Origin of the sequence: Actinokineospora spheciospongiae, from assembly GCF_000564855.1 — a bacterium.
Lineage (GTDB): Bacteria > Actinomycetota > Actinomycetes > Mycobacteriales > Pseudonocardiaceae > Actinokineospora > Actinokineospora spheciospongiae.
In genome coordinates, this window is record NZ_AYXG01000224.1 from 1 (window position 1) to 14,047 (window position 14,047).

Annotated in this window: 19 protein-coding genes; 8 read left to right on the forward strand and 11 right to left on the reverse strand. The window is 71.7% G+C overall.

The genetic code is table 11. The features are described from left to right. Window positions 1-141 precede the first annotated feature (141 nt). The 4 genes from UO65_RS28260 to UO65_RS28275 form a co-directional block, all read right to left on the reverse strand. Window positions 142-819 carry a DedA family protein gene (locus UO65_RS28260; protein ID WP_035288542.1) on the reverse strand — a complete coding sequence of 226 codons (678 nt, stop codon included), beginning with the start codon at window positions 817-819 and terminating at the stop codon, window positions 142-144. A 93-nt stretch (window positions 820-912) separates the two neighbouring features. Next, entirely contained in the window at window positions 913-1,173 is a 261-nt protein-coding gene (locus UO65_RS28265) for a hypothetical protein (RefSeq protein WP_035288478.1), read from the reverse strand. A 93-nt stretch (window positions 1,174-1,266) separates the two neighbouring features. Then, window positions 1,267-2,403, reverse strand: coding sequence for an N-acetylglucosamine-6-phosphate deacetylase (gene nagA, locus UO65_RS28270; protein WP_035288480.1), 1,137 nt, complete (start codon window positions 2,401-2,403; stop codon window positions 1,267-1,269). Window positions 2,404-2,504: 101 nt separating this feature from the next. Next, on the reverse strand, window positions 2,505-3,053 hold the full coding sequence (locus tag UO65_RS28275; RefSeq protein ID WP_035288482.1) for a SigE family RNA polymerase sigma factor: 549 nt from the start codon (window positions 3,051-3,053) through the stop codon (window positions 2,505-2,507). Between the two features lie 163 nt (window positions 3,054-3,216). On the opposite strand from UO65_RS28275, the gene UO65_RS28280 reads away from it, so the two are divergent. After that, complete coding sequence (locus UO65_RS28280; protein WP_035288545.1) at window positions 3,217-3,510, forward strand: YciI family protein; 294 nt, start codon at window positions 3,217-3,219, stop codon at window positions 3,508-3,510. Here the strand turns inward: UO65_RS28280 and UO65_RS28285 are convergent. Both UO65_RS28285 and UO65_RS28290 read right to left on the reverse strand, forming a co-directional pair. Further along, the gene (locus UO65_RS28285) at window positions 3,504-3,968 is read right to left on the reverse strand and encodes a pyridoxamine 5'-phosphate oxidase family protein (RefSeq protein WP_035288484.1); all 465 of its coding nucleotides are present in this window, start codon (window positions 3,966-3,968) and stop codon (window positions 3,504-3,506) included. The two genes, UO65_RS28280 and UO65_RS28285, sit on opposite strands and share 7 nt — an antisense overlap. 46 nt (window positions 3,969-4,014) lie before the next feature. Further along, window positions 4,015-4,944: a short-chain dehydrogenase/reductase gene (locus tag UO65_RS28290; RefSeq protein WP_035288486.1), complete on the reverse strand. Its 930-nt coding sequence runs from the start codon at window positions 4,942-4,944 to the stop codon at window positions 4,015-4,017. 242 nt (window positions 4,945-5,186) lie between these two features. On the opposite strand from UO65_RS28290, the gene UO65_RS28295 reads away from it, so the two are divergent. After that, a complete protein-coding gene (locus UO65_RS28295) occupies window positions 5,187-5,402 on the forward strand; it encodes a hypothetical protein (RefSeq protein WP_035288488.1) in 216 nt (71 codons plus the stop codon). 12 nt (window positions 5,403-5,414) lie between these two features. Here the strand turns inward: UO65_RS28295 and UO65_RS28300 are convergent, their stop codons facing one another. Further along, a complete protein-coding gene (locus UO65_RS28300) occupies window positions 5,415-6,347 on the reverse strand; it encodes an aldo/keto reductase (RefSeq protein ID WP_035288490.1) in 933 nt (310 codons plus the stop codon). 55 nt (window positions 6,348-6,402) lie between these two features. On the opposite strand from UO65_RS28300, the gene UO65_RS28305 reads away from it, so the two are divergent. Next, a complete protein-coding gene (locus UO65_RS28305) occupies window positions 6,403-7,242 on the forward strand; it encodes an LLM class F420-dependent oxidoreductase (RefSeq protein WP_035288492.1) in 840 nt (279 codons plus the stop codon). On the opposite strand, the gene UO65_RS28310 is transcribed toward UO65_RS28305, so the two are convergent. Next, window positions 7,232-7,516: a DUF427 domain-containing protein gene (locus UO65_RS28310; protein ID WP_035288494.1), complete on the reverse strand. Its 285-nt coding sequence runs from the start codon at window positions 7,514-7,516 to the stop codon at window positions 7,232-7,234. The two genes, UO65_RS28305 and UO65_RS28310, sit on opposite strands and share 11 nt — an antisense overlap. 78 nt (window positions 7,517-7,594) lie before the next feature. On the opposite strand from UO65_RS28310, the gene fbaA reads away from it, so the two are divergent. After that, entirely contained in the window at window positions 7,595-8,629 is a 1,035-nt protein-coding gene (gene fbaA, locus UO65_RS28315; RefSeq protein ID WP_035288496.1) for a class II fructose-bisphosphate aldolase, read from the forward strand. An 80-nt stretch (window positions 8,630-8,709) separates the two neighbouring features. Here the strand turns inward: fbaA and UO65_RS28320 are convergent, their stop codons facing one another. Both UO65_RS28320 and UO65_RS28325 read right to left on the reverse strand, forming a co-directional pair. Further along, complete coding sequence (locus tag UO65_RS28320) at window positions 8,710-8,931, reverse strand: DUF397 domain-containing protein (protein WP_411431385.1); 222 nt, start codon at window positions 8,929-8,931, stop codon at window positions 8,710-8,712. Then, window positions 8,924-9,751: a helix-turn-helix domain-containing protein gene (locus UO65_RS28325; protein ID WP_161784532.1), complete on the reverse strand. Its 828-nt coding sequence runs from the start codon at window positions 9,749-9,751 to the stop codon at window positions 8,924-8,926. The genes UO65_RS28320 and UO65_RS28325 overlap by 8 nt, the downstream gene beginning before the upstream one ends. Before the next feature lie 122 nt (window positions 9,752-9,873). On the opposite strand from UO65_RS28325, the gene UO65_RS28330 reads away from it, so the two are divergent. The 3 genes from UO65_RS28330 to UO65_RS28340 all read left to right on the forward strand — a co-directional run bounded on the left by UO65_RS28330 (window position 9,874) and on the right by UO65_RS28340 (window position 11,844). Beyond that, entirely contained in the window at window positions 9,874-10,092 is a 219-nt protein-coding gene (locus UO65_RS28330; RefSeq protein WP_035288502.1) for a hypothetical protein, read from the forward strand. Between the two features lie 48 nt (window positions 10,093-10,140). Continuing rightward, window positions 10,141-10,548 (forward strand): DUF3151 domain-containing protein, encoded by a 408-nt coding sequence (locus tag UO65_RS28335; protein ID WP_035288504.1) that lies wholly within the window; start codon window positions 10,141-10,143, stop codon window positions 10,546-10,548. 171 nt (window positions 10,549-10,719) lie between these two features. Further along, the gene (locus UO65_RS28340) at window positions 10,720-11,844 is read left to right on the forward strand and encodes a glycerophosphodiester phosphodiesterase (RefSeq protein ID WP_035288506.1); all 1,125 of its coding nucleotides are present in this window, start codon (window positions 10,720-10,722) and stop codon (window positions 11,842-11,844) included. 60 nt (window positions 11,845-11,904) lie between these two features. Here UO65_RS28340 and UO65_RS28345 read toward each other — a convergent pair whose 3' ends face one another. After that, window positions 11,905-12,165 carry a UBP-type zinc finger domain-containing protein gene (locus UO65_RS28345; RefSeq protein WP_035288507.1) on the reverse strand — a complete coding sequence of 87 codons (261 nt, stop codon included), beginning with the start codon at window positions 12,163-12,165 and terminating at the stop codon, window positions 11,905-11,907. 65 nt (window positions 12,166-12,230) lie between these two features. Between UO65_RS28345 and UO65_RS28350 the strand changes: the two genes are divergently transcribed. Next, a complete protein-coding gene (locus tag UO65_RS28350; protein ID WP_084176341.1) occupies window positions 12,231-13,778 on the forward strand; it encodes a Na+/H+ antiporter in 1,548 nt (515 codons plus the stop codon). Window positions 13,779-14,047: the final 269 nt, after the last annotated feature.

The following is a 14,047-nucleotide window of genomic DNA, read 5'->3' on the forward strand; positions in this document are numbered from 1 at the left end:
AGCAGATCCACCCACCCGGGCACGCCCAACAAACGACCGGGCTTTGAACCCACGGCACGGTTGGGCAGATCCACCCGGGCACGCCCCGAAAACGACCGGGCTTTGAAGCCCTGAACAGGACCACAAGCCAACGCCGCAAGGTCAAGCGGCGTGCTTGCGCTCCCGCCGCGCCTTCACGAACTCGATGATGATCGGCACCACCGAGATGAGCACGATGAGGACCAGCATCGCCTCGAGGTTCTTGTGGATGAAGTCGATCTGCCCGAGGAAGTACCCCAGCACGGTCACCCCGGTCGCCCAGAGCACCGCCCCGATGGCGGAGAACGAGAAGAACTTCTTCGGGTCCATCCGCCCCACCCCGGCGATGGCGGTGATGAAGGTCCGCACGATCGGCACGAACCGCGCCAGCACGATGGCCCGCGGCCCGTACTTCTCGAAGAACACGTGCGTCTTGACCACGTGCTCCTGCTTGAACAGCTTGGAGTCCGGCTTGCTGAACAGCGCGGGCCCGGCCTTGGCGCCGATCCAGTAGCCGACCACGTTGCCCAGGAACGCGCACGCGGTGAGCAGCAGGCAGGTGAGCCACAGCGGCGGCATGTCCACCAGGCCGTCCCCGGCGGCGTCCTTGGCGATGAACAGCCCGGCGGTGAACAGCAGCGAGTCGCCGGGCAGGAAGAAGCCCAGCAGCAGCCCGCACTCGGCGAAGATGATCAGGCACAGCCCTGGCACCAGGAACCAGCCGAGGCTGCTGAGGATGACCTCGGGGTCCAGCCAGCTCGGCAGCAGGGCGAGGTTCACGGGGAGATCGGTGGCGCGCACGCCCACAAGGTACAGGGCGTCCCTGTGTGCTATCTGGGAGCATCGCTCCCGTTAAGTCCGTTTTGTCCCGCAGCGGCGTCGGCGGCGCGGAACTCAGAGCAGGGTCAGGACGCCGACCACCGCGCCCGCGGCCAGCCCCAGCATGACCGCCAACCCGAGCACCCACCACGCCCGCGGCTGTTCGGTCCCGGGCATCCGCGCGGTCACCTCGGCGGGCGTCGCCGCCAGCGGCAGGTCGCTGCCGGAGAGCAGCCCGAAACCGCCGACCGGACCGGTCGGTTCCGACACCGGCGCCTGCGCGGCCTGCGCCCGCAGCGCCTCGGTGAGCAGCCGTTCCGGATCTGCCTCGGTCATGGCCCCGACCCTACTGACCCGCCCGCCCCCGGGCGGGTCGGAGCGGCGAACCGGGCGGCCCGTCGTCGTCGGGCGGAGCTGCCCGCGGTCGGGTCAGAGCCAGGTGCCGCGGCGGCAGACCCCGCTCAGCGCGAGGTCGCGGTCCAGCAGGACCAGGTCGGCCGCCAGGCCCTTGGCCAGCTTCCCGGTGGTGTCGGCCAGGCCCAGCAGGGCGGCGGGGCGGGTGGCGGTCGCGGCCACGGCCTCGGGGACGTCCAGCCCGCAGCCGCGCACCAGGTTCCGGAAGGCCGCGTCCATCGTCAGGCTGCTGCCCGCCAGGGCGCCGCCCTCGGCCAGCGTCGGCACCCCGTCGCGCACCCGGACCGCCAGGCCGCCGATCTCGTAGTCGCCGTCGCCCGCCCCGGCGGCGGCGATCGCGTCGGTCACCAGGACGGTCCGCTCGGGTCCGGCGTGCCGGGCCGCCAGGCGGACCACGGTCGGGCTGAGGTGGACCAGGTCGCAGATGAGTTCGACGCTGACCCGGTCGTCGTCGAGCAGGGCGCCGATGGGGCCCGCCTCCCGGTGGTGCAGGGGGCGCATCCCGTTGAACAGGTGGGTGGCGACCGTCGCCCCGGCGTCGACGGCGGGCAGCACCTGGGCCTCGACCGCGTCGGTGTGGCCCAGGGCGGCGATCGCGCCGCCGTCGACCAGTCGGCGGACCGCTTCGACCGAGCCCGCGAGTTCCGGTGCCAGGGTCACCATGCGGACCGCCCCGCGCCCGGCGGCGAGCAGCGCGTCCACCGCCTCCGGCTCCGGGGGCCGCAGGACGGCCGGGTCGTGGGCGCCGCAGCGGGCCGAGGACAGGAACGGGCCCTCCAGGTGGACGCCCGCGACGACGTCGTCCTCGACGAGTTCGCGCAGGGCGGCGATCTGGTCGGCGAGTTCCGGCACCGGCCGCGAGACCAGGCTGGCCAGCAGGGTGGTGGTGCCGTGCCTGGCGTGGGTGTCGGCGGCGAGCCGCAGGTCGGCGGGGTCGGGGCTGGTGAAGGCCGCCCCGCCGCCGCCGTGGCAGTGGATGTCGACGAAGCCGGGGACGACCCAGGCGCCGCCCGCGTCCACCGCGTCGTCGGCGCGCGGCGGGCCGCCGGTGCCCAGCGCGGCGATGTGCCCGTCCTCGACCAGCAGCCAGCCGTCGTCGAGCACGCCGTCCGGGGTGACCAGCCTGCCACCCGTGATGAGTTGTCCCGCCATCGTCGCCCCTCCGAGACGTCCAGGCACCGAGGTGCACAGTGGCAGTGTATTGGTCTGGACCGCAATGGTCTGGACCAAATCTACCCCGGGGGCGGTACGGCTCAGGGCTGGTTCATGATCTTCTGCAGCGCTTCCAGCGCCCGGCTGGCCGTCGACTTCACGGTGCCCTTGGAAATGCCCGCCGCCTCGGCGATCTCCGCCTCGGTGAGGTTGCCGTAGTAGCGCAGCACCAGCACCTCGCGCTGCCGCGGCGGCAACTGCGACAGCGCCTTCACCACGCCCTGGTGCTCGGCGGTGAGCATCGCCAGGCTCTCCGCGGACCGGGCGTTGACCGCGTGCGGCGGGGTGTACTCGCGGGCGGTCTTGCGCCTGCGCAGCACGCTGCGCGAACCGTTGACCACCGCCGTGCGCAGGTAGCCGACCGCGGCCGCCGCGTCGCGCAGGTTGCCCCAGTTGCGGTGCAGGCCGGTGAACGCCTCCTGCACCACGTCCTCGGCGGTCGCGGGCTCGTCGACGAGCAGCAGCGCCAACCGGATCAACCGCATCCGGTGCGTGCGGTAGAGGTCCTCCAGGGTCAGCGGCGCCTCCGGCTGCGGCGGTGGCGCGCTCCTGGTGTCGATGGCGCGCAGGCGGGTCAGCGTCTGCTCCACGCTGCGCTCCGCACGACCCTCCGGCGCACCGGAGCCGAGCTCACCGCGCCTCGGGGGGAAATCACCCCGGTGTCCACCATCCCCTGCCACGGGGGAACCCTACCGGTCCCGCTGGGTGAACACAGGGCCATCCGGTGTGTTCGGTGGTGCGATCATCGTCGCCATGACCTGGTTCATCATCGACACGACCTACACCACCGACCGCGAGCGGCTCCTCGCCAGCAGGCCCGCGCACCGCGAATACCTCTCGGGACTGGTGGGCGCGGGCACCGTGGTGGGCGCGGGCCCGTGGGGCGACGACCTCGGCGGCATGTTCATCGCCTTGGTCGCCGACCGCGCGGAGCTGGACGCGCTGCTCGCCGAGGACCCGTACCGGCGCGACGGCGTGGTGGCCGCCCAGTCGGTCCGCGAGTGGAAGCCGGTGCTGGGCGAGCTGGCCGAGCGGGCGGGTCAGTAGCCGCCGCCGAGCTTGCGGTGGTCCCAGGACACGACCTTCGTCGGCGTGAACACCAGGCCCACCCGCTTGACCGCCTGCACCCGCACGAACTGCGACGCGGCCACCGCGACCTCCTCGCTGCCGGTGTAGCGGTGGGTCAGCTCCGACCCGATGGCCGCGACCCGCTCACCGTCCTCCACCACCTCGACGTCGCACTCCATGCTGACGCCGCGCAGCTCCTCGTAGGAGTCCCCGGCCTCGACCAGCACCGTGGCCTGCGGCAGCCGCCGGAGGTTCGCCACCTTCTGCGAGCTGCCGTAGGTCCACGTCCGCAGGGTGGTGCCCTCCGGCACGTACCACAGCGGTGCCAGGTGCGGGCGCCCGTTGGGGCCCATGCTGGCCACGGTGGCGACGCGCTCGGCGAGCAGGAACGCGCCGACCTCCTCGGTGGTCATGACGATCTGCTCGCGTCGCGACATCGGTTCCTCCTGGGCGCTGGGGTGGCGGTCACCCCATCTTGCTCGGCTACGACTTCTTGCCGGCCATCGCCGCCGCGCCACCGGCGCCCACCGGCCGCGACGACACGTCCGCGCCGCGCTCGGCGATGTCGGCCAGCGCCGCCGCGTCCGCCTTCGCCACGACGTTGCCGGTCAGCCGCGCACCGTGCTCGATGATCAGCGGGATGGACGAGCGGACCAGCTTGAGCAGCCCGACCCACCCGGGCACGTGGATCGTCCGGTCGCGCCGCAGCACGCCCTTCTCCAGCGCGTCGAGCGCCAGCGGCACCGGGTACGCCTTGCCGATCGGGCCGGGCATGGACCTGCGCAGCGGCCCGAACACCGGGTGCTCGTCGGCGCCGTTGACCAGGTCGGTGGAGATCCACGACGGGTGCGCGACGCCGACGCGGACGCCGAGGTGCTTCATCTCCGAGCGCAGGCTGTTGGCGAACGCCTCCACCCCGGCCTTCGACGCGGCGTAGGCGGCCATGGCGGGCGCGTGCGTGATCGCGGCCAGCGAGGAGACGACGAGGATGTAGCCCTTGGCGGCGATGACGTGCGGCAGCGACACCCGCACCGTGCGCCACACGCCGAGCAGGTCGACCTCGATGGTCCGCTCGAACGCCTTCGGGTCGATCGACCGGACGAACCCGGCGGCGGCGATCCCGGCGTTGGCGATGACGATGTCGATGGCGCCGAACCGCTCGACCACCCCGGCCACCGCGGTCTCCATGGCCTCCCAGTCGGTCACGTCGGCCTCGAACACCGCCGCGTCCGGCCCGCACTCGGCGGCGACCTTCTTCATCTCCACCGGTTCGAGGCCCACCAGGGCCACCTTGGCGCCCCGCGCGGCGAACCGCTTCGCCAGCCCGGCGCCGAAACCGCGCGCGGCACCGGTGATCAGGATGACCTTGCCCTTGACGCTGCGCGGCCGTGCCAACAGATTCGTCGCGCCCATGGTTCCTCCTCGAACGAGTGGGTTGCCGGCCACGCTACCGCGACTTACCCAGAGTAAGCTACCGCGAGTAACAGGTAATTCTCTGCTTACACTTGGCTACTCTCCGCAGTTTCCGCTTGTGTCGGCACGTCTAGCTGAGTCAGGTGAACTTCCGCCCGGGTGGTTGGCGCAGTGCGGCGGACACCGTACGTTGACCGAAATGCACGTGCATTCGACCGTGCATCCGGTGAAAGAGGACCCCGATGACCTTCCGCCCCGCCCTGCTCCCCGTCCACCCCCGCACCTCCTGCGGCGCGGTGCCCGCGCGCCAGTTCGCCACCCTGCTCACCCTGCTGGCCTTCGTCGTGACCATGGCCGCGCTCGGGCACCCGCCGCACGTCACCGCACCCGCCGCCCTGGCCCTGGCCGCCGTCGCGGGCCGCGGACCCAAGACGGCGGCCTCGACCACCTCGCCCTGAGGCGGATCGACCTCAGTCCGAAGCGGCCGTCAACGCCGCCAGCTCGTCCTCGCCCAGCTCCAGCGACGCCATCGGCAGCAGGTCCGCGAGCTGCTCGACCGTGCGCGCGCTGGCGATCGGCGCCACCACCCCCGGCTGCGCCGCCAACCACGCCAGCGCCACCGCCGCCACGGGCACCGAGTGCGCCCCCGCCACCGCGTCCAGCGCCGCCAGCACCCGCCGCCCCCGGTCGTCCAGGTGCCGGGACGCCCCGCCCGCCCGCACGCTGTCCACAGTGGCGCCGTCGCGGTACTTGCCGGTGAGGAACCCGCTCGCCAGCGACCAGTACGGCAGCACGGCCAACCCCTCCCGGGCCACCAGCTCCGCGTACTCGGGCTCGTACTCCGCCCTGGCCACCAGGCTGTAGTTGGGTTGCAGGGCCGCGTACCGCGCCAGGCCCTCCCGGTCGGACACCGCCAGCGACTCCGCCAGCCGCTCCGCGCTCAGGTTCGACGCGCCGAGGTAGCGCACCTTCCCCTTGCGCACCAACGAGTCGAACGCCGCCAGCGTCTCCTCCAGCGGCACCGACGTGTCGTCGCGGTGCGCGTAGTACAGGTCGATGTGGTCGGTGCCGAGCCGCTTGAGCGACTGCTCCGCCGCCCGCTCGACGTTCGCCGCGGACAAGCCCTTGAAGCCCTCCATGGCGCCGACCTTCGTGGCGATCACCACCCGGTCGCGGTTGCCCCGGGCGGCCATCCAGTTGCCGATGACCGTCTCCGACTCGCCACCGACGTGCCCGGGCGCCCACTGCGAGTAGACGTCGGCGGTGTCGATGAAATTGCCACCCGATTCGGTGTACGCGTCGAGTACGGCCTCGGAATTCGCCTGGTCAGCGGTCCAGCCGAAGACATTGCCGCCGAGGTTGAGCGGGAACACGTCCAGGTCCGTGGAACCGATGTTCGTCATGGCTCGAAGCTACCCGCGCTAGGATTCACCACCTTCCACACCGATCGGAGGGCACATGACCGCCGAACTTGGCCGGGTGGGCGTCTGGAGCGGGGCCCACCTGTGGACCGACGGCGCGGAGCACGCGGCCGAACTCGAAGAGCTGGGCTTCACCGCGCTGTGGCTGGGCGGCTCCCCCGGCGGTGACCTCGCCGTCGTCGACGCGCTGCTCGGCGGCACCGCCGCGCTCGCCGTCGGCACCAGCATCGTCAGCATCTGGACCGACGGGCCCGCGGGGATCGCCACCGCGTTCGACCGCATCTCCACCCGGTTCCCCGGCCGGTTCGTCCTCGGCCTGGGCGCCAGCCACGCGGCCCTGGTGGAGAGCGTCACCGACAAGACCTACGAGAAGCCCTACAGCAAGCTGGTGGACTACCTCGACCAGCTCGCCGTGCCGATGGACTCCGTCGCCCTGGCCGCACTGGGCCCGCGCACGGTCAAGCTGGCCGGGGCCCGCACCCGCGGCGCCCTGCCCTACCTGGTCACCCCCGAGCACACCGCCCGGGCCAGGGAACTGCTCGGCGCGGGCCCGCTGCTGGCCCCCGAGCAGCACGTGGTCCTGGAGACCGACCCGGCCAGGGCCCGCGAGCTGGCCCGCGGCGCCCTGGCCATGTACCTGGGGCTGCCGAACTACGTCAACAACTGGCGCCGCCTCGGGTTCACCGAGGACGACGTCAAGGGCAGCGACCGGCTCGTCGACGCCCTCGTCGCCTGGGGCGACGAGGAGGCCATCCGCGAGCGGGTCGCCGAGCACCACGCCGCCGGTGCCGACCACGTGGCGATCCAGGTGGTCACCGCCGACGGCGGGCTCGACTTCGCCGCCTACCGCAGCCTGGCGGCGGCGCTCACGGGGTGATCTCGACCCCGCGCCAGAAGGCCACGTGGTCCTTGATCTCCGCCGCCGCGTCCTTCGGCGCCGGGTAGTACCAGGCCGCGTCGGTGTTCTCCTGACCGTCGACGGTCAAGGAGTAGTAGCTGGCCGTCCCCTTCCACGGGCACACGCTCGTGGTGGGGGACGCGCTCAGGAGGTCCCGGCGCACGGAGTCCGGCGGGAAGTAGTGGTTCCCCTCGACGACCTTTGTGTCGTCGCTCTCGGCGATCGTCTCGCCATTCCAGGTCGCGGTGGTCATGTGGTCAGTCTGACGGAGCGGACCGGTGCGCGCTGCTCGTACTATCCAGCGAAAGTCCCACCCCGAGGAGGACCACCGATGCCCATCGCCACACCCGAGGTCTACGCGGAGATGCTGGACCGGGCGAAGGCGAGCGAGTTCGCTTACCCAGCCATCAACGTGACGTCATCGGAGACGCTCAACGCGGCGCTGCGCGGCTTCGCCGAAGCCGAGAGCGACGGCATCATCCAGGTCTCCACCGGCGGAGCGGAGTTCGCCTCCGGCACCAAGGTCAAGGACATGGTCACCGGCGCGGTCGGCCTCGCCGAGTTCGCCCACGTCGTGGCGGCGAAGTACCCGGTCAACGTCGCACTGCACACCGACCACTGCCCCAAGGACAAGCTCGACGGCTACGTCCGCCCGCTCATCGCCATCAGCCAGGAGCGGGTGGACGCGGGCCGCAACCCGCTGTTCCAGTCGCACATGTGGGACGGCTCGGCCGTGCCGCTGGAGGAGAACCTGGAGATCGCCGCCGAGCTGCTGGACAAGGCCGCCAAGGCCCGCATCGTCCTGGAGATCGAGGTCGGCGTCGTCGGCGGCGAGGAGGACGGCGTCGCCAACGAGATCAACGACAAGCTCTACACCACCGCCGACGACTACCTCAAGACGGTCGACGCCCTCGGCGTGGGCGAGAAGGGCCGCTACCTGCTGGCGGCCACCTTCGGCAACGTGCACGGCGTCTACAAGCCGGGCAACGTCAAGCTCCGCCCGGAGATCCTCAAGCAGGGCCAGGAGGTCGTCACCCAGAAGCTGGGCCTCGACCCGGGCTCCAAGCCCTTCGACCTGGTCTTCCACGGCGGTTCCGGCTCGCTGCTGGAGGAGATCCAAGAGGCGGTGTCCTACGGCGTCATCAAGATGAACATCGACACCGACACCCAGTACGCCTTCACCCGCCCCATCGCCACCCACATGTTCACCAACTACGACGGCGTCCTCAAGGTCGACGGTGAGGTGGGCAACAAGAAGGCCTACGACCCCCGCAGCTACCTCAAGGCGGCGGAGCAGGCCATGGCCACCCGCATCACCCAGGCCTGCGAGCACCTCAAGTCCGCGGGCCGCATGATCGCGGGCTGAGCATTCGAGGGTCGCGCATCACAGGTTGAAACAACGACGGCGGCGGGGCACCTGCACAGGTGCCCCGCCGCCGCTGTTCGTCAACGCTGCTTGGCCCAGCCCCGGAGCTGGTCGAACGCGGTGGGCGCGAGCACAAGGTGACCGCTGTCCGGGCTCTTGCTGTCCCGAACAGCCGCTCCCACCGGCAGGTTCGCCAACTCAACACACTGCGCGCCACCCGCCGAACTCCGGCTCGACTTGCGCCAAGTCAACCCGGCCAGGGTGCTCGGGGAGATCGACATGGTGGGGACTCCCTTACTCAAGCTCGATGATCCTCCGTTTCAGCTCATCCTGACTGGCTTCCTCGTCCAACGCCAGGTCGCTCGCCTGCTCGAAGGCCAGGCTGTAGGTGTCCGTGGTCTTGAGGTAGTCGGCCCCGGTCAAGGTTTCGGTGTATGCGATCCGGGCATTGGCGGGCTCGATCCACAGCAGGGTGAACGGCCCGCCCAACCCGGCAGCCGCCCCAGCCGACCACGGGATCAGGCGGATCGAGATGTTCGGCAGCTCAGCGAACCCCGCGAGCCTGCGCAACTGATCGGCAAGCACTTCCCTGCCCCCGGTTTCGCGGTGCAGTGCCTCAAAGCCGAGCACCGCATAAACCTTCGTCCCCGATCCGCGCAGCCGTTCGCCCCGTTCGCGCCTGGCTGCCGCCATGCCCGCCACCTGGGCGCCGGGGATCACCGGTGAGCGCATCAACTGCGCCCGCGCGTACTCCACTGTCTGGAAGATGCCCGGAATCTCGTGGTACACCATGCGGATCTCGGTGGAGTCGCGCTCCAGCGCCACGTACTGCCGCGCCGAGTCGGTGACCCGTTCCGGCGCCGCCGACCGCCGCCCATCAGCGGCGAGCGACCGCAACTGCTCCGCCTCGTGCCCACTCACCCCGTAGATCCGCAACATCTCGTCGCACTCCCGGGGCTTGGTCGCCAACTGCCCCGTCTCCACCTTCGACAGCTTCCCGCGATACCACCCCAACGCGACGTTCGCCGCCTCCAACTCCACCCCGGCGCGCTCCCGAAGCTCCCTCGCCCGCGCCCCGAAGATCAACCGCTGGACCACCGGCCCCGGATCAGTGCTTTTCACACCCCAAGCCTGCCCGTCCACCCCGCGTCTCACAGAGCGTACTGCCAAACGTCACCCTTTGAGACTCATGATTCATCCAGGAGAGCCGCTTGTCTCCTGCGTCTCAAACGTAATCTCCAGTCATGCGCACCAACTCGCACATCAGCATCAGCACCGGCGTCATCTGCACCGCCGCCGTCGACCTCCGAGCCATGCCCGGCCACGGCGACGCCTACGACTTCGTCTTCGAATCCGACGACCAGCACTTCGCCCTGGCCTTCGACGCCCCCACCCTCGCCCACTTCATCGACCTGGCCCAAAACCTCCTCGCCCAGCAGGCCACCCCACCCGCCGCGCCCTGAACCCGCCCGCCCCGGCCCCACCCGGCCCTCGCGCGGCATGATGGCCCCATGAACCTGCTTGGCGGACCCGACCCCACGTACCTGCCCGACCGGCCCGAACAGCAGGCCGCCCTCGAAGCGGGCCAGGACCCGGTCGAGGTCGTCACCGGCACCCCCGACTTCAGCGAGGCCTGGGCCGCCTTGGCCGAGGGGTCCCTCGCCGACGGTCAGCCGGTCGCGGCCTACGCCTACGCCCGCACCGGCTACCACCGCGGCCTCGACCAGCTCCGCCGCGCAGGCTGGAAGGGCCACGGCCCCATCCCGTGGTCGCACCGCCCCAACCAGGGCTTCCTCCGCGCCCTCGCCGCCCTCGCCAAGGCCGCCCAGGCCATCGGCGAGACCGAGGAGCACACCCGCTGCGCCACCTTCCTCGCCGACTCCGACCCCCAGGCCCCCGCCGCCCTCGGTCTGGCCTGACCCACCCGCCCCCGGCTTCCACCCGCCCCGGCGACGAATCCCGTCACCGGGGCGGGTGGAAGTCGGGGTACCGGCAGTTCACGTGACCGTGGGGTGGTAGACGCCGGGCGGTGGCCGGGTGGTCTTGGGGTCGGGCCAGGGTTGGGCCGAGACGGGACGTGGAGGTTGGTCATGACGGTTGCCCGGATGCTGGGGGTTGCTGTGTCGGCATTGGCTTTGGTGGGGACCGCTGCGCTGAGCAGTGCTGCCGCTGCTCCCGAGCAGGCGGCTGGGCGGCCCGGGGAGCGGGCGACCCCGCTGGTGATCGGGCACCGGGGCGCTTCCGGCTACCGGCCGGAGCACACGCTGGCCGGCTACGAGCTGGCGGCGCGGATGGGGGCCGACTTCATCGAGCCCGACCTGGTCTCCACCAAGGACGGCGTGCTGGTGGCCCGGCACGAACCGGAGATCGGGGGGACGACCGACGTCGCCGCGCACCCGGAGTTCGCGGGGCGGCGGACGACGAAGGACCTGGACGGGGTCGCGGTGACCGGGTGGTTCACCGAGGACTTCACGCTGGCCGAGTTGAAGACGCTGCGGGCGACCGAGCGGATTCCGGACGTCCGGCAGGAGAACACGATCCACAACGGGCGCCACCAGGTGCCCACGCTCCAGGAAGTGATCGACCTCAAGAACCGGCTCTCGCGGGAGCTGGGGCGCGAGGTGGGGATCTACCCGGAGACCAAGCACCCCACCTACTTCCAGCGCCAAGGCCTCGCTCTGGAGCCCGAGCTGGTGCGGGTCCTCAACCGCAACGGGCTCAACCGGCGCAACGCGAAGGTGTTCGTGCAGTCCTTCGAGGTGGCGAACCTCAAGGCGCTGCACCGGGAGCTGCGGGTCCCGCTGGTCCAGTTGACCTCGGCCTCCGGCGCGCCCTACGACTTCGTGGCGGCCGGGGACGAGCGGACCTACGCCGACGTCGTCAGCGCCCAGGGCCTCAAGGAGGTCTCGACCTACGCCGACGGGGTCGGGCCGGACAAGAACCAGGTCGTGGCGCGGGACGCGGCGGGCAACCTGGCGCAGCCGACGCGGTTGGTGGCCGACGCCCACGCGGTGGGGCTCAAGGTGCACCCGTACACGTTCCGGGCGGAGAACACGTTCCTGCCGAAGAACCTGCGGTCGGACGCCGTCGCGGCCAACTACGGCGACCTGTTCGCGGAGCTGAGCGCTTTCTGGAAGGCCGGGGTCGACGGGGTGTTCAGCGACAACCCCGACATCGCGGTCGCCTCCCGGGCGGAGAACTTCCCGCGCGCGTAGACCACCCAGCCGCAGGAGGCCGTCACCGGAACCCGGTGGCGGCCTCTTTGGTCCTCCCGGTCAGACGAGGCGGTTGTCCGGGTAGCACCAGCGCCAGGACTCGCCCGGTTCGTGGGAGCGCATGACGGGGTGGCCGCTCGCCCCGTGGTGGGCGGTGGCGTGCCTGTGCGGGCTGGAGTCGCAGCAGGCGACGTGGCCGCAGGTGAGGCACTGGCGCAGGTGGACCCAGTGGCGTTCGCCGAGGGCGGCGCAGTCGGGGCACTCGTCGGTCGCGTCGGCGGTCACCCCGGTGGGGAGGTCTTCGGTGTGTGCGCAACTCATCGGCGGTCCTCTCGGGCGACTATGGGTCATCCTCGCGCAGAGGACCGGCGGGTGTGGAGGTACGGGTGGAACTGCTGCTGTTGTTGGTGGGGTCGTGGGCCGTGACGGTGCTGGCGCGGCGCGTGGACTGGCCCGCCCCGCTGGTGCTGACCGCGGTGGGCATCGGGGTGTCGTTCATCCCGGGGGTGCCGGAGTTCGGGCTGGACCCGGACCTGGTGCTGCTGGTCGTGCTGGCCCCGCTGCTGTACTCGGCCGCCCTGGACAGCTCCTACCTCGACATCAAGGCCAACATCCGGCCGATCGGGTTGCTGGCGGTGGGGCTGGTGCTGACCACGACCGCCGTGGTCGGGCTGGTGGCGCACTGGGTGGTGCCGGGGTTGGGCCTGGCGCCCGCGCTGGTGCTGGGGGCGGTGGTGGCGCCGCCGGACGCGGTGGCGGCGGTGGCGATCGGGCGTCGGCTGGGGTTGCCCCGGCGGGCGATGACGCTGCTGACCGGGGAGAGCCTGGGCAACGACGCGACGGCGCTGACCGCGTTCAAGGTGGCGGTGGCGGCCGCGGTGGGCGGGTCGGCGATCTCCTGGGGCGACGGGCTGGTGACGTTCCTGGTCGCGGCCGTCGGCGGGGTGGCGGTGGGGCTGGTGGTGGCCGTCGTCGTGCACGCGGTCCGGCTGCGGGTGGGTGACGGGGCGTTGGAGAGCGCGCTGGGGCTGCTGGTGCCGTTCGGGGTGTACCTGCTGGCCGAGGAGGTGCACTCGTCCGGGGTGCTGGCCGTGGTGGTCGCGGGTCTCTACCTGGGGCACAACGCGCCCGCGGCGGGCTTCTCGACCCGGTTGCAGGAGACGGCGGTGTGGAAGTCGCTGGACGTGCTGCTGGAGTCGCTGGTGTTCGCGCTGATCGGGTTGCAGGTGCGGACGGCCGTGGCGGACGCCGACCCGGGGTGGGACCTGCTGGGGGCGTCGGCGGTGGTGCTGCTGGCGGCGATCCTGGTGCGGTTCGCGTGGATGTTCCCCGCGGCGTACGTGCCGAGGTGGCTGTTCAAGCGGGTCCGGGAGCGCGAACCGGTGGCACCGGGGTGGCGGCAGGTGACGGTGCTCGGGTGGGCCGGGATGCGCGGGGTGGTGTCACTGGCCGCGGCGGCGGCCATCCCGCTGGAGATGCCCGGGCACGACGTGGTGCTGCTGCTGACGCTCGTGGTGACCGTGGGCACGCTGCTCCTGCAGGGCATGACCCTGCCCGCGCTGATCCGGCGGCTGGGCGTGCGCGACTCCGGGGAGCAGGAGCGGGCGCTCGCCGAGGCGCAGGTGCAGAACAACGCGGCGCGGGCGGCGGTGTCGCGGCTGGAGGAGATCGTCGACTCCAGCGCGGTGCCGGAGCACCTGGCGGCGCGGCTGCGGGCGCTCGCGGAGCACCGGGGCAACGCGGCGTGGGAGCGGCTGGGGCGGCAGGAGGAGGAGAGCCCGGCCGCGGCGTTCCGGCGGCTGCGGCGGGAGATGCTGTCGGCGGAGCGGGCGGAGTTCGTGGCGGCCAGGGACCGGCGGGAGATCGACGACGAGACGCTGCGGCGGGTGCAGCGGGAGCTGGACCTGGAGGAGGCGGCGTTGTCGCGGGAGTGAGCGCGGGTGGGTTGGTTCGGGGTGGTTCTGCTCGGCGTGCCTGTGTGTTGGCCGTGCCGTGGAAAAGCCCGGGAGTTTCGTGGGCTTGCCCGGGTGGGTGGTTCCGCTTGGGCGGGGCCCCTACGGCGATCATGTGCTCCAGCGTGTCAGGTGGGGCTGAAAAGATGCCCCACCGCCCAGACAGGCTGTCACATGATCGCCACCCCCACCCGAGCAGAACCACCCACCCGGGCATTCAGTCGCCGGGCCGCCGGTGTGGGGGTGGCCGG

Bases quoted from the DNA above. Each gene is read 5' to 3' on its own strand.
- nagA (WP_035288480.1), bottom strand. From the start codon at position 2,403: ATGGCGGGACAACTCATCACGGGTGGCAGGCTGGTCACCCCGGACGGC.
- UO65_RS28265 (WP_035288478.1), bottom strand. From the start codon at position 1,173: ATGACCGAGGCAGATCCGGAACGGCTGCTCACCGAGGCGCTGCGGGCG.
- UO65_RS28295 (WP_035288488.1), top strand. From the start codon at position 5,187: ATGACCTTCCGCCCCGCCCTGCTCCCCGTCCACCCCCGCACCTCCTGC.
- UO65_RS28280 (WP_035288545.1), top strand. From the start codon at position 3,217: ATGACCTGGTTCATCATCGACACGACCTACACCACCGACCGCGAGCGG.
- UO65_RS28300 (WP_035288490.1), bottom strand. From the start codon at position 6,347: ATGACGAACATCGGTTCCACGGACCTGGACGTGTTCCCGCTCAACCTC.
- UO65_RS28330 (WP_035288502.1), top strand. From the start codon at position 9,874: ATGCGCACCAACTCGCACATCAGCATCAGCACCGGCGTCATCTGCACC.
- UO65_RS28305 (WP_035288492.1), top strand. From the start codon at position 6,403: ATGACCGCCGAACTTGGCCGGGTGGGCGTCTGGAGCGGGGCCCACCTG.
- UO65_RS28335 (WP_035288504.1), top strand. From the start codon at position 10,141: ATGAACCTGCTTGGCGGACCCGACCCCACGTACCTGCCCGACCGGCCC.
- UO65_RS28345 (WP_035288507.1), bottom strand. From the start codon at position 12,165: ATGAGTTGCGCACACACCGAAGACCTCCCCACCGGGGTGACCGCCGAC.
- UO65_RS28310 (WP_035288494.1), bottom strand. From the start codon at position 7,516: ATGACCACCGCGACCTGGAATGGCGAGACGATCGCCGAGAGCGACGAC.
- fbaA (WP_035288496.1), top strand. From the start codon at position 7,595: ATGCCCATCGCCACACCCGAGGTCTACGCGGAGATGCTGGACCGGGCG.
- UO65_RS28290 (WP_035288486.1), bottom strand. From the start codon at position 4,944: ATGGGCGCGACGAATCTGTTGGCACGGCCGCGCAGCGTCAAGGGCAAG.
- UO65_RS28340 (WP_035288506.1), top strand. From the start codon at position 10,720: ATGACGGTTGCCCGGATGCTGGGGGTTGCTGTGTCGGCATTGGCTTTG.
- UO65_RS28285 (WP_035288484.1), bottom strand. From the start codon at position 3,968: ATGTCGCGACGCGAGCAGATCGTCATGACCACCGAGGAGGTCGGCGCG.